The sequence below is a fragment of the Aerococcus sp. HMSC062A02 genome (genome assembly GCF_001809535.1).
Lineage (GTDB): Bacteria > Bacillota > Bacilli > Lactobacillales > Aerococcaceae > Aerococcus.
On the sequence record NZ_KV797910.1, the window covers coordinates 295,595 to 309,144 of the forward strand.

Genomic DNA, 13,550 nt, shown 5'->3' on the forward strand with positions numbered 1-13,550 from the left:
GTGGCAAGAGTCATTGATGAAGTCAGAACTTTAATCGAGCCGAAGTTAGAGGAACTCGCTTATGACTTGTTCGACATGGAATATACAAAAGAAGGAAAGAATTGGTATCTGCGTATCTATATCGATAAGCTTGGAGGGGTCACCATTGAAGACTGTGTGACCGTTTCAGAAGTTTTATCAGAAATTTTAGACCAAGCAGATCCTGATCCAATCCCTGGCGCTTATTATCTTGAAGTTTCATCACCCGGTGCCGAGCGTCCACTGAAGAATGAGGCGGATATCCAAGCTTCCATTGGCAAATGGGTCCACCTCAAGCTCTATCAAGCCTTTGAAGGTGCTAAGGAATGGGAAGGACGACTCCTCCAAGCGGATGAAGAAGCTTTTACCATAGAAGTTAAAGATAAGACGCGGCGGATTGAAAAGACGATTCCGCGTCAGCTTGTGGCCTTAATTCGTTTGGCCATTGAATTTTAATTGAGTTAAAGGGGATTAGAATGGGAAAAGAATTAATTCAAGCCTTTGAAACATTGGAAAACGAAAAAGGAATTTCAAAGGAAGTCATTATTGAAGCCTTGGAAGCAGCCCTTGTTTCTGCTTACAAGCGCAATTACAAACAAGCACAAAACGTGGAAGTCCACTTCGATGAGAAGAAGGGTGAAATCAAGGTCTATGCGGTTAAAGAAGTCGTCGACCTGGTGATGGACTCAACCCTGGAAGTTTCCTTGGAAGAGGCCCACGAACGGAATACCGCTTATGAGGTGGGGGATAAGATTCGCTTCGAGGTCACTCCTAAAGACTTCGGCCGGATCGCTGCCCAAACTGCCAAACAAGTGGTTACCCAACGGATCCGTGAGGCGGAACGCAATATCATCTATAATGAATTTATCGATTACGAAGATGATCTATTGACAGGGACTGTTGAGCGTCAAGACCGTCGCTATGTTTATATTAATCTAGGGAAGATCGAAGCTGCCTTAACACCAGAAGGTCAAATTCCAGGTGAACACTTTGAATCCCACGACCGCGTCCAAGTTTATGTGGAAAGGGTCGAAAATACGACTAAAGGACCTCAAATTTATGTTAGTCGCAGCCATCCTAATATGTTGAAGCGACTCTTTGAACAAGAAGTACCGGAAATTTATGATGGGACGGTTGAAATCAAGGCTATTGCCCGGGAAGCCGGAGACCGGTCCAAGATGGCTGTTTACTCCCATGACCCTAATGTGGATGCAGTGGGAACCTGCGTTGGCCCACGGGGTTCGCGGGTACAAACTATTGTGGATGAACTTCACGGTGAGAATATGGACATTGTGGAATGGACAGAAGATCCAGCCCAATTGATCAAGAATGCCCTGAATCCAGCAGAGGTTCTAGAAGTTCACTTCGTTCCTAATGAACGCTCTTGCGTGGTTGTTGTTCCTAATCACCACCTTTCTCTAGCGATTGGGAAACGGGGGCAAAATGCCCGCTTGGCGGCTAAACTGACCAACTATAAGATTGATATTAAGTCAGAAGAAGAATTCGATGCCTTCCAAGCTTCAGAAGACTATGAAGCGCTCTTCCATCCCGAGATGGTTGAAGAAGAAGTGCTGGCTGAGGAAGGCGCTGCGCCTGCTGAACCAGCAGAAGATGATGAGCTTTTAGCGGTTGCGGATGAAGTAGAAGCTATTGAAGAAGAAGTAGCTGCTGAGGACCTAGATGACCAAGGCCTCCGTGCAGATGACATCGAAGAAGGCAATCTTGGTCCTGACCAAATGGAAGATGCGGTAGCTGATATCGAAAATGATAGCGAGACCTCTTATGACGACTTACAAGAGGACTTTGAAATTTAGGTCGAGCAAGTGACTTGAAGGAGGGACAGCCTTGAAAAAGAAAAAAATCCCCATGCGGAAATGTGTGGTCTCCAATGAACAGGTCCCTAAGAAGGACTTAGTGCGTGTGGTCCGAACACCTGAAAAGGAGGTTGCCATTGACCCCAGCGGTAAGATGAATGGCCGCGGTGCTTATGTGAGCTTAGATCCAGACCTCGTCCAAAAAGCCTGGGACAAACATCTTCTAGACCGCCATCTCAATGTCGATATTTCAGATGAATTCTACGAAGAATTGAAAGCCTACGTTGCTCACCAAAAGGCGCGTAAGGAATTATTCGAAAATGAAGAATTCTAAGTTAAACCGTCTGGGCCTAGCCCAAGTGGCCGGTAAATTGGAGAGTGGCGAAGACCAAGTGCTTAAGGCGATTCGTTCAGGCCAAGCTAAGTTGGTTTTTGTAGCCAGTGATGCTAGTTTACGCACGCAGAAAAAATTTAAAGATAAATGTTCATATTATAAGATACCTATTAACTTAGACCATGATACGCTAGCTATCAGCCAGGCACTGGGCAAGAAACGTTCGACTTGTGCCCTAACTGATTCTGGTTTTGCCAAGGCGTTTTTGGACTAAGCCTAATTAAAGTAAGTATAGGAGAGAAAAATATGAGTGCATAGATAAAGGGAAGGTGATGACATGTCAAAAAAACGTGTCTATGAGTACGCAAAAGAAAAGAACTTATCCAGTAAGGAAGTATTGAAGAAAGCCAAAGAAGCTGGGCTAGAATTCAAGAGCCATATGTCTTCAATGTCTGATGATCAAATTAAACAGCTTGACCAAGCCCTAGCGAAGAAGAAGGACCAGGACAAGCCTGCCCAGAATACGCAAAAGGCCAAGAAAAATAACACTAATAAAGCGAAAGCAAATGACCAAGACAAGAAGGGCAAAACAAAGAAAGATCAGGCAAAAGGAAATATGAGCAAAAACAAAAATAAGAAGAAAAATCAAAATAAACGGCAGCGTAACCAGAATAAAAACAACCATAAGCATCCAAACTACAACAAACGGAAGAAAATCCACCATGACCAACCTAAGAACAACAAGCCTAAGGAACTTCCAGAAAAAGTTGTCTTTACCGATGGGATGACAGTGGCTGAGCTGGCTAAGAAGATTAAACGCTCACCAGCTGACATCATTAAGAAACTCTTCATGATGGGGATCATGGCCACCCAAAACGAATCCCTAGAGCGTGATGCGATTGAACTCATCCTCGATGATTATGGCATTGAAGCAGAAGAAAAAGTAATTGTTGACCGCTCTGACTTTGACCATTACTTCGAAGAAGCTGCCAATGAAGAGGAAGACAAGCTGAAGAGCCGTCCCGCTGTTGTGACGATTATGGGTCACGTTGACCACGGGAAAACCACCTTATTGGATTACTTGCGTCAAGCTAATGTGGTTGAAGGTGAAGCTGGGGGCATTACCCAACATATTGGGGCCTACCAGGTCAAGGCCAATGATGAATTGATTACCTTCCTCGACACCCCAGGACACGCGGCCTTCACTACCATGCGGGCTCGTGGGGCAGACGTTACCGATATTGTTATCATCGTTGTAGCAGCTGATGATGGCGTGATGCCACAGACTGTGGAAGCCATCAACCATGCCAAGGCAGCCGATGTGCCAATCATTGTCGCTGTCAACAAGATCGATAAGCCAACTGCCAATCCTGACCGGGTGAAAAATGAATTAATGGAATATGGACTAGTCCCTGAAGAATGGGGCGGGGATACCATCTTTGTCAATATTTCTGCTAAATTTGGGGAAAATATTGATGAATTATTAGAAATGGTTCTGCTGATCTCTGAAGTAGAGGAATACAAGGCTAATCCAGATACCTATGCCATCGGATCAGTTATTGAAGCCCGATTAGATGCACACCGTGGAGCTATTGCAACGGTTCTGGTTCAAAACGGAAGCCTCCATACTGGAGATGCCATTGTGGTTGGGGATACCTATGGCCGGGTCCGGACCATGGTCAATGACCAGGGCCGCCGCATCCATGACGCCAGCCCATCTACCCCAGTCGAAATTACAGGTCTACAAGAAGCCCCTTCAGCTGGTGACCGTTTCGTCGTCTTTGAAGATGAGAAGACAGCGCGTACGGTAGGTGAAGAACGGGCTTCTCGAGCTCAAGAAGAGCGCCGCCAAGCCCACACCAAGGTCACCTTGGATAATCTCTTTGATACCATTAAGGAAGGTCAAATGAAGACCGTTAATGTGATTATCAAGGCCGACGTCCAAGGCTCAGCTGAAGCTCTAGCAGGAAGCTTGAAGAAGATCGATGTGGAGGATGTGCGCGTTGACATTGTTCACAGTGCCGTGGGTGCAGTAAACGAGAGTGATGTGACACTCGCTTCTGCTTCTAACGCTATCATTATTGGCTTCAATGTGCGTCCAACCCCTCAAGCTAAGACCCAAGCCCAAGCTGAAGATGTTGAAATTCGTCTTCATAATGTGATCTACAATGCCATCCAAGAGATTGAAGATGCCATGACCGGTCTCCTCGATCCTGAATACGAAGAACAAGTAACGGGTGAAGTGGTTATCCGCGAAACCTACAAGGTATCTAAGGTAGGGACTATCGGCGGGGCCTATGTGACCAATGGTGTCATTCGCCGGTCCAGCAAGGTCCGCGTCATCCGCGATAATATTGTGGTTTACGATGGGGAATTAGCTTCCCTACGTCGCTTCAAAGATGACGTCAAAGAAGTGAGCAAGGGCTTTGAATGCGGATTAATGATCGAAAACTATAACGATATCAAAGTTGATGATATTATTGAACCTTATGAAATGGTTGAAATTAAACGTAAATAAGAGGTGAAAGATTATGGCTAAGTACCGTGTGGAACGCGTCGCTCAGGAAATCCTCCGGGAAGTCAATGATATCTTGCAAAAACGTGTCAAGGACCCCCGGGTTGAAAACGTCACCATCACTGACGTTGATGTAACTGGCGACCTCCAACAAGCCACGGTTTACTATTCGACTCTAGATAAGTCCGAAAGTAAGCGAGAAGAAGTGCAAAAAGGCTTAGACAAGGCATCTGGCCTTATCCGAAGTGAAGTTGGCAAGCGCCTGCAAATTTATAAAACACCTGAATTAAGCTTTAAGCGCGATAGTTCGCTCGAATACGGTGAGCATATCGATGCCCTGTTGAATAAGATTAAAGCTGAAGACAAATAGAGAAAGACTCTATGGCCTAAATGGCAGAATAAAAAAGCAAGCAGGGGACTGGCTTCCATCCAGTTCCTTGCTTGCTTTTTAACGTTTAAGCTTGGGCGAGCTGGTCGTAGAGTAATTGATAGGACCGGCGCCGGGCTTCTTGGTCTGCTAGAGGCGTGTAGATCATGATTTCATCAAATTGATAGCGATCTTTTTCTTCAAGCAGAATGTCGCGTACTTCTTCGGCCGTCCCCTTGACGAAGATACGTTGTTTTTCTTGTTCTTGGATAAAGTGCTCGGCTTGAGGGGATAAGTTGATACCCGCAGCTTCTTCGGCAGATAAGATGGGATTAAAGCGGTTCTGCGCCTGTTCGAAGCGGGCAATTTCCAAGGACTTGGCTTGGTAGTCCGCTTCCTCACGGCTGTCTGCTGCAACCACCATATAGGTCGACATGGTTTGTGGTTCTTGGTGGAAGGCACTAGGGCGGAAGCTTTGCCGGTAGTGGGTGAAGATATCTTCCGGTGCCTTAACACCGAAGAACTTGGCAAAGCTATAGCCCATTCCTAAACGTCCACTATGGCCGGCTGAGTTACCGCTTGAGCCTAGCATCCAGGCTTGGGGCAGGCTTTCAAGTCCCTGGGGCGAGGCTTCAATCCCTTGATAGAGAGGATCGGTTCGGTCTTCTTCACTGATGAATTGGAGGATGGTCGCTGTTTTTTGGTAGAGGTCATCCGGCCAGTGGGGATCACCTTGGCCCAGGGCATAGATGGCCTGACGTCCTCCGCCTGGTGCTCGGCCAATACCGAGGTCCACCCGGTCAGGAGCTAAGGTGGCTAATGATTTGAAGACTTCAGCAATCTTCAGAGGGGAATAGTGCATGATCATGGTCCCTCCCGTCCCCACACGGATTTGTTGGCTAGCAGCAGCCACATAGGCAGCAAGGATTTCTGGAGCGGAAGAACCGTGCGTACCAGAGCCATGGTGTTCAGCGTACCAGATCCGCTGGTAGCCGATTTGGTCGAGGTACTGGGCGAGTTGGATACTGTCGGCATAGGCCTGGCTTAAGTTTTTATCCTTGGGCCGGCTAATGAGATCGAGAGCAGATAATTTCATGTAAAGGCCTCCTTACTTTTTATTAGATTCTATCAGCTTATTTGGGGGAAAGCAAAAATTCCAGATTCCTTAGCAGATACCTTCAGCTTTCCAGGGGAATTTGTTATAATGACTGAGATACGGAGAAGGAGGATTGTTTATGGATGGGATTATTGCTTTATGGAAAGAAAAAGGCATGACCAGTCATGACTGCGTCTTTAAACTTAGAAAAATACTAAAGACTAAAAAAGTGGGACACACAGGAACTCTCGACCCCAATGTCGATGGGGTATTGCCTATCTGCGTCGGTAAGGCGACTAAGCTGGTTGATTTCATGATGGATAAAGATAAGGTCTATCGCGGTGAAATTTGTCTTGGTTTCGCTACGGATACCCAGGACTTGGATGGCCAAGTGGTAGCTGAAAGTTTTCTGGATAGGCCACTTACTGACGAGGAATTAGCTGAAGGTTTGAGCTCGCTAGAAGGTTGGATTGACCAGGTGCCACCGATGTACTCAGCGGTCAAGGTAAAGGGACGCCGCCTCTATGACTATGCGCGTGCAGGAGAGACAGTTGAGCGGCCTAAGCGCAAGGCCCGGGTCGATTATTTTGCGCAGACAGGCCCCATGTCTTACAATAAAGATAAAGGACGTTTGACTTTTCCATTTGAAGTCAAGTGCGGCAAGGGGACCTATATTCGGACCCTTGCGACGGATCTTGGCACTTATTTCGGTCAAGAAGCGACGATGACTCAACTGACTCGGATAGCTTCGACCCCCTTTAAAGCCAGTGATTGTTACCGTCTTGAAGAGGTTAAAGCGATGGTGGAAGCTGGCGACCAGTCCTTCCTCCATCCCCTTGATGAGCTCTTGGGCCAATATCCGATTTGGCAAGTTCCTGACCATTTAAAGAAATTAGTGGCCAATGGGGCAGTTCTGAACCAAGAAAATCTACCTACTGAATTGGCTGACAAGCTACCCGTGCGAGCCTATATCGACGGTCAGCTCAAAGCACTCTATGGCCAGCATCCAGACTTATCGGAACAAATGAAACCATTAAAAATGTTTTAGTGAGGGATTCTATGCAGACAATTAAATTACACCATCCATTCTCTAATGACCAAGTTCTAAAAGGGCCTATTGTGCTAGCACTAGGTTTCTTTGATGGGGTCCACCGGGGCCACCAGCGGGTCTTAGCGGCCGCTCGGCGTGAAGCCAGTAAACGCCGCCTCCCCTTAGTTGCTATGACTTTTGACATGGCGCCGAGCATCATGTATCAAGAACTCAAGCCGACTGAGGTGAAATATTTAACCACGGTTGAGGCTAAAGAGCGGCTAATGGCCCACCATGGCGTGGACTATCTCTACCTTGTCCAGTACACCAGTCAATTTGCCTATCAAACGCCCCAAGAATTCGTTGACCACTACATGGCTGGCTTGAATGCCGCCGTTGTGGTGGCTGGTTTTGACTATACTTATGGCAAGAAGGATATTGCCAATATGCAGACCCTGCCGGATTATGCCAAGGGACGCTTTGAGATCCTTGAAGTGCCTGAACTCGCCTTCCAAAACAAAAAGATAGGTAGTAGGCGGATCAAAGCCCTTCTTGAAGAAGGCCAACTTGGAGCGGCCAACCAGGCTCTGGGCCACCCTTACTTCTTCAAGGGCACAGTTATCCATGGCGAGAAGCGGGGCCGGACCCTGGGCTATCCCACGGCGAATTTAAGCTTTAGCGAGGAAGTCTTAGTGCCTGCTGTTGGGGTCTACGCTGTGGAATGTGAGCTCAACCACCATCTCTACCGGGGAATGGCTTCGATTGGTTACAATGTGACTTTCGGTGACAATCGCGAACAGACGGTGGAAATTAACTTGCTAGATTTTGAAGAAGAGATCTATGGGGAAACCATGACCGTCTTTTGGCATGCTTATTTAAGGCCTGAATTAAAGTTTGACTCGGCAGAAGCCTTAGTGGACCAGCTCCACCAGGATGCCCTGGATACACAGGCTTATTTCGACCAAGAGGGCTTAGAAGAAATGAATGAGGGATAAGCTTGGCACAATCGATTTATATCCACATTCCTTTCTGTAATCATATCTGCTATTATTGCGACTTTAACAAGGTCTTTATCGAAAACCAGCCAGTGGATGACTATATCTCTGCCTTGGGACGCGAATACCGGGCCTTTGCTCAAGAATTAGGTCAGGAAAAGATTGAAACCATTTATGTGGGAGGCGGGACGCCTTCCAGCCTCAATGAGGCCCAGATTGCAGATGTCTTTCAGTCTCTCTATCCTTTGATTGACTTGAGTCCAGAAGCCGAGATTTCTTTTGAAATCAATCCCAATGATATTACGGCTGACAAGTTAGCTATGCTTAAAGCACAAGGGGTTAATCGCCTGAGTATCGGGGTTCAGACCTTTAACAATGAACTCTTACGAAAGATTGGCCGCAAACACACGGCTGAAGAAGCTGTTGCCGGTATCCGCTTGGCCCAAGAGATGGGCTTTGATAACCTTTCTATGGATTTGATTTTTGCCTTACCTAAGCAAACTTTGGCTGATTTTGAAGATTCTTTACACCAGGCTCTAAAGCTGGACCTACCCCATTATTCCATTTATTCTCTGATCTTAGAGAAGAAGACGGTCTTCTATAATTTGATGCGCCAGGGCAAACTTCCCTTGCCTAGCCAGGATTTGGAAGCTGAGATGTTCCAAGTGGCTATTGATGCTATGGAGGGTGCAGGCCGCCGCCATTATGAAATTTCTAATTATGGACTTCCCGGCTATGAATCCCGGCACAACTTGGCCTATTGGGACAATGCCGAGTATTTTGGTTTTGGGGCAGGGGCCCATGGCTACTTGAAGGGTTGGCGCTACCAAAATCATGGCCCTATCCAGCACTATCTCGAAGCTGTGGCTGACCGAGGCCATGCTATCCTTAGAAAGCAAGAATTATCCTTAGAACAGCGGATAGAAGAAGAGATGTTCCTGGGCTTAAGAGAAGCAGGAGGGGTTTCTCGGGCCCGCTTTAAGGCGGATTTTGGTATCGACCTCTACGACTTATACCAGGATGCCATCGACCAGCTCTTAGACCAGGGCTTGATAATCTTCGATGAGGACCATATCGCCTTAAGCCACCATGGCCTCTTCCTCGGCAACGAGGTCTTCCAGACCTTCCTCCTCTCCGATGAGACCGACTAGGGCAATTAAAATGAAAAGCATCCCAGATTCTCTTTGACAGAGGTCTGGGATGCTTTTGCTATTAACTAAATTTCTTGTTTACTGGCTTGGACATTAATCGGCCGCTGGTCGTTTAAGAGGGGATCGTCGGGACTGAGTGCGGCTTTTTGGCGCTTGCCAGAGATCCAGTAGAGGACGAAAATAGCGGCTGTAATAATGAAACCTACAATATAGGTTGTTGTTGATAGGGACATTCTAAAGCCGATTGGTTCGGTCAAGATATAAACCACTACTGCCAGTAACATGAAGAGGCTTGGAATCAGGGTGATTAAGTAATTGCGACTCTTGAGATAGAGGTAGCGGGTAGATACAAGAAGTGAAATTACAGCGGTCACTTGGTTGGCCCAGTTAAAGTAACGCCAGAGCACTTGGAAGTCCACGAAGGTGAGGACAAAGGAAATGGCGTAGAGGGGTAGGGTGATCGCTAGGATCTTTTTCATCGTATCTTGCTTAATGTTCAGGTAGTCAGCTAGGATAGCGCGCAGACTGCGGAAGGCAGAAAGTCCTGAAGAAAGCGGGAGGACGATAACTCCCATGATGGCTAGGGTACCGAAGATACTACCGAGCAGGAGATAAGAAACCTCATTAACGACAACAGATGGTGTACCTGATGCAATCATTTCACTTAGGGTCTTACCGTCGAATAAGGTGAGGGAAGCCGCTAGCCAAATCATGGCAATGACTCCTTCAGCGATCATCATCCCATAGAAGGTATACCGGCCCTCGCGTTCATTGGTCATCGTCCGAGAAACCATGGGGGCCTGGGTGGCGTGGAAGCCGGATAGGGCCCCACAGGAGATGGTGAAGAACATACCCGGGAAGATGGCTAATTTATCTGGGTGGAAGTTCTGCAAAGTAGCCAGGCTTAATTCAGGCATAGAGGCATGGTCGACCATAAGTAAGCGCAGGCCAATTGCAGCTGTCGAAATGATTAGGATAGCGCCAAACCAGGGATAGACCTTACCCAAGGCCTTATCAATCGGCAGGATGGTCGAAATCAGGTAGTAGATAAAGATAGCAATCACAATACCGATCAATGGGACGCCAGCGGGTAGGATTAATTTAATTAGGCTGGCGGGGGACATGACAAAGACCGTCCCGACCAGGAGAAGTAAGAGCATGGCGAAAATATTAACTACATGCTTGACAATATTTCCGAGATAACGTCCTGTCAATTCGGGTAGGTGAGCCCCATTATTACGCAGGGAAATCATCCCGATCATATAGTCATGGACAGCTCCCGCAAAGATGCAGCCAATGATAATCCAAAGATAGGCTACAGGACCGTAGAGGGCACCCATAATTGGGCCAAAAATTGGACCCGTTCCGGCAATATTGAGCAATTCAATAATGGCATTCTTCTGTTTAGACATGGGAACAAAGTCTAAGTTATCGCGGAGGGCCTCAGCCGGTGTTGTCCGGTTGGGTTCAATCTGGAAGTTCCGCTCGACAAAGCGCCCGTAAACAAAATAGCCAAGGATCAAGAGGGCAATGCCGCCTAAAAATGTAAACATATAAAGTGCTCCTTTCTTATGTAATCGCTTTATATGTTGTTAGGATAGCATATTTTAAAGTTTTTTTAATCTTTTTGCCGCGAAATGACTAGGGAGACGCTTGAATTAACTAAATGCGCCAGTGAAATGCGGGCACTTGTGATCGCTTGTTTAGGACTTAAAAACCCAACTTATCGCGGAAAATTTTTGTATAGGACCGACTGACTGGAACCTTGAGCTGGTCTAGGCTGAGCATATAAGTTTGGTTGAAATAGGGTTCGATCCGTTTGATGGCAGATAAGCGGACGATATAAGAGCGGTGGACTTGGAGGAAATCTTGATCAGCTAGCTTTTCTGCAAAGCTCTTGAGGGTCTCTGAACTATTGTAAGCCTGAGCACTTGTGTAAAGAAGGGTATTGCCTGCTTCTGCTACAATGGCTTGGATGTCCGCTTGGTCGAGCAGGACAATGGCCTCTCCTTCCTGGACCGGAAAACGTTTGGGACTGGCTTCTGAACCAGCTTGCGGCCGCTTGACGAGGTGTTCAATCTTTTGGATACACTGCTCGATACGGTCTTCTTCGAAGGGTTTCATGATATAATCCACGGCATCCAAGTTGAAGGCATCCAGGGCATATTCCTGGTAGGCCGTCGCAAAGACCACTAGAGGGGGTTTGGGCATCTGCCGGATGACATCGGCAATTTTAAGGCCTGTCTCGCCTACTAACTGTACATCTAAAAAGACCAGGTCGATCTTCTGGCTTAAGAGCACTGTTAGGGCCTCTTCGACACTAGCCGCTTCTTCAATTTGCCAGTCTTTGCGTTGGTTATGGATGAGGTATTGGAGCTCGTCACGGGCTAGGGGTTCATCATCAACAAGTAAAAGATGCATTAGTCATTCTTCCTTTCAATTGGGATGAGGCAGCTCACTCGGGTGCCTGCCTGGGAGGTCTCGATGTCGAACTGAGCCTGGTCATTGTAGAGAGTTTTTAGTCGCTGGCGAATATTGTTGAGGGCCGTCCCGTTCCCCTTACTTGGAATGCTTTCATTATTAAAGATCGCCGCTAATTTATCCTCCCCTATGCCAGAACCATTGTCGCTGACACTTAAGGCCAGCTCTTGGTCTTGGACCTGTACCCTGATGGTCAGAGCCTGGTCGTTCTTGTTTGCCTTATTTTCAAAGGCGTGCTGGATAGCGTTCTCAACCAACATTTGGAGGACAAAAGGAGGAATTAAAAGATCCAGGCTCGCCGGATCGATTACTTTTGAGATTTGATAGCGGTCAGGGAAACGCGCCTGGATAATCGAGAGATAGGCTTGGATGTGTTCTAATTCTTGGCTGATGCTAATTTTTTCATTGCGGGCCCCATTCAGATTGGCCCGGAAATAGTGGCTCAATTCAATCAGAAGTTGTCGGGCACGGTTGGGATCTAAGCGCACTAAGGAACTGATGGTGTTCATGGCATTGAAGAAGAAGTGGGGGTTGACCTGGGCTTGGAGCGACTTAATTTCGGCATCCTTCAAAAGCCGGGTGTTTTGGTCAGCAATTTTTAATTCGTATTGCATGGAGAGGATCTGGGAAAGCCCAAGGAGGATTTCTTCGATCAAGGGATTGGGTTCCGCATGGCTATTGAATTCTAGGATAAAAAGGCTGTGCAAGTCTTCCTTGACGAAGATGGGCAGGGAGAGGTAATCGCCGACTTGGATGAGCTGTCCAGCCTCGGCTTGGCCCTGGTAGGCTTGCCAAAAATCGCTGATTTGGTCACGGCTGAGGGCGAGTGACTTGGGATAGGCGTAGAGCTGGCTTTTGGGGCTATAGACGGCGATGGCTTGGAGGTCGAAGCTCTCATAGAGTTTAAGTGAAATGATCTCCGCGCTCTCTTGGGTCATTTGACTGGAGAAGTAGGGCAGGATCTTTTGAGTCACCAGGAAAATATCCTTGGTCTGGGAAATCTTTGCCCACTCTAAATCGCGCAAGCTCTGCTGGATAACGCTCAAAAAAAGCCAGACCCCTAGCCCATCCGTTACTAGCATAGGTAGAGCGATAAGTTGGAGGAGAGATTGGGCTTCCTGGCTAGAAGGAGAGAGGAGGGCAATGAGGGACAATTGGATTAGCTCCAAGCCCATGAGCGAAAGAGCAGCCTGGCGGACTTGGATAGCCTTGAGCGAACTGGGAAAAAACTGACCTAGATAGGCTGCTGCTAAGCCGATACAGAGGGAGGATGTCACATAGATATATGCCGTATCCCCACCTTGGAGCCAGCGGATTAAAGCCGATAGACCTGCAATGGGCAAGCTCAGGGCAAAGCCACCAACCAGACCTGCGATACCGATAATAACGACCCGGAAGTTAGCAATAGCAGAGCCCGCCTGGATGGACCAGGTGTGGACGGGGACAATCTCCCTTGAGGCAAGGATTTCAATCCCAGAAATATTGGCAAAGACGGTGAAGGCAGCAAAGACGACCAATAAGACCAGGTAGTCTTTTTTTGATTGACGGTTGACCAGGGCCTCCTTGAAGCGGGGAATATAGAGTAGGGCGTAGGCGAGAAGAACCATCAAGCCGGCCCGCTCCATCAACAGCATAAAAAGTTCAAGCATTTAACGAGCCTCTCTTCATGAAAAATAGTTGGGGTTTAGCAATTATATACACTATTGATCGATTTTCTTTAGCTATTGCTAAGTTTAACAGATTCTCCTA

The 13,550-nt window shown here is 47.3% G+C and carries 13 protein-coding genes; 9 read left to right on the plus strand and 4 right to left on the minus strand.

Annotated elements, in window-relative coordinates; genetic code table 11:
* The 6 genes from rimP to rbfA all read left to right on the plus strand — a co-directional run bounded on the left by rimP (position 1) and on the right by rbfA (position 5,051).
* Positions 1-474: a ribosome maturation factor RimP gene (rimP, locus tag HMPREF2626_RS02275; RefSeq protein ID WP_067976083.1), complete on the plus strand. Its 474-nt coding sequence runs from the start codon at positions 1-3 to the stop codon at positions 472-474.
* 20 nt (positions 475-494) lie between these two features.
* Complete coding sequence (gene nusA / locus HMPREF2626_RS02280) at positions 495-1,832, plus strand: transcription termination factor NusA (RefSeq protein WP_070617024.1); 1,338 nt, start codon at positions 495-497, stop codon at positions 1,830-1,832.
* Between the two features lie 31 nt (positions 1,833-1,863).
* A complete protein-coding gene (gene rnpM / locus HMPREF2626_RS02285; RefSeq protein WP_070617025.1) occupies positions 1,864-2,166 on the plus strand; it encodes an RNase P modulator RnpM in 303 nt (100 codons plus the stop codon).
* The gene (locus HMPREF2626_RS02290) at positions 2,153-2,440 is read left to right on the plus strand and encodes a L7Ae/L30e/S12e/Gadd45 family ribosomal protein (protein ID WP_070617026.1); all 288 of its coding nucleotides are present in this window, start codon (positions 2,153-2,155) and stop codon (positions 2,438-2,440) included. The genes rnpM and HMPREF2626_RS02290 overlap by 14 nt, the downstream gene beginning before the upstream one ends.
* A 63-nt stretch (positions 2,441-2,503) precedes the next feature.
* Positions 2,504-4,684, plus strand: a complete 2,181-nt coding sequence (gene infB, locus HMPREF2626_RS02295; protein WP_070617027.1) for a translation initiation factor IF-2 — start codon at positions 2,504-2,506, stop codon at positions 4,682-4,684.
* A 13-nt stretch (positions 4,685-4,697) separates the two neighbouring features.
* On the plus strand, positions 4,698-5,051 hold the full coding sequence (gene rbfA, locus HMPREF2626_RS02300) for a 30S ribosome-binding factor RbfA (RefSeq protein ID WP_067976099.1): 354 nt from the start codon (positions 4,698-4,700) through the stop codon (positions 5,049-5,051).
* A gap of 85 nt (positions 5,052-5,136) precedes the next feature.
* Here rbfA and HMPREF2626_RS02305 read toward each other — a convergent pair whose 3' ends face one another.
* Entirely contained in the window at positions 5,137-6,144 is a 1,008-nt protein-coding gene (locus HMPREF2626_RS02305; protein ID WP_070617028.1) for an MsnO8 family LLM class oxidoreductase, read from the minus strand.
* A 139-nt stretch (positions 6,145-6,283) separates the two neighbouring features.
* On the opposite strand from HMPREF2626_RS02305, the gene truB reads away from it, so the two are divergent.
* Genes truB through hemW form a run of 3 tightly spaced genes read left to right on the plus strand, consistent with a single transcriptional unit; the run spans position 6,284 to position 9,320 of the window.
* A complete protein-coding gene (gene truB, locus HMPREF2626_RS02310; protein WP_070617029.1) occupies positions 6,284-7,192 on the plus strand; it encodes a tRNA pseudouridine(55) synthase TruB in 909 nt (302 codons plus the stop codon).
* A gap of 11 nt (positions 7,193-7,203) precedes the next feature.
* Complete coding sequence (gene ribF, locus HMPREF2626_RS02315) at positions 7,204-8,169, plus strand: riboflavin biosynthesis protein RibF (protein ID WP_070617030.1); 966 nt, start codon at positions 7,204-7,206, stop codon at positions 8,167-8,169.
* Entirely contained in the window at positions 8,166-9,320 is a 1,155-nt protein-coding gene (hemW, locus tag HMPREF2626_RS02320) for a radical SAM family heme chaperone HemW (RefSeq protein WP_070617031.1), read from the plus strand. Before ribF ends, hemW begins: the two co-directional genes overlap by 4 nt.
* Positions 9,321-9,385: 65 nt before the next feature.
* Here the strand turns inward: hemW and HMPREF2626_RS02325 are convergent, their stop codons facing one another.
* The 3 genes from HMPREF2626_RS02325 to HMPREF2626_RS02335 all read right to left on the minus strand — a co-directional run bounded on the left by HMPREF2626_RS02325 (position 9,386) and on the right by HMPREF2626_RS02335 (position 13,450).
* Positions 9,386-10,873, minus strand: a complete 1,488-nt coding sequence (locus HMPREF2626_RS02325) for a carbon starvation CstA family protein (RefSeq protein WP_070617032.1) — start codon at positions 10,871-10,873, stop codon at positions 9,386-9,388.
* A gap of 157 nt (positions 10,874-11,030) precedes the next feature.
* Entirely contained in the window at positions 11,031-11,741 is a 711-nt protein-coding gene (locus tag HMPREF2626_RS02330) for a LytR/AlgR family response regulator transcription factor (RefSeq protein ID WP_070617033.1), read from the minus strand.
* The gene (locus HMPREF2626_RS02335) at positions 11,741-13,450 is read right to left on the minus strand and encodes a LytS/YhcK type 5TM receptor domain-containing protein (protein WP_070617034.1); all 1,710 of its coding nucleotides are present in this window, start codon (positions 13,448-13,450) and stop codon (positions 11,741-11,743) included. Before HMPREF2626_RS02335 ends, HMPREF2626_RS02330 begins: the two co-directional genes overlap by 1 nt.
* Positions 13,451-13,550: the final 100 nt, after the last annotated feature.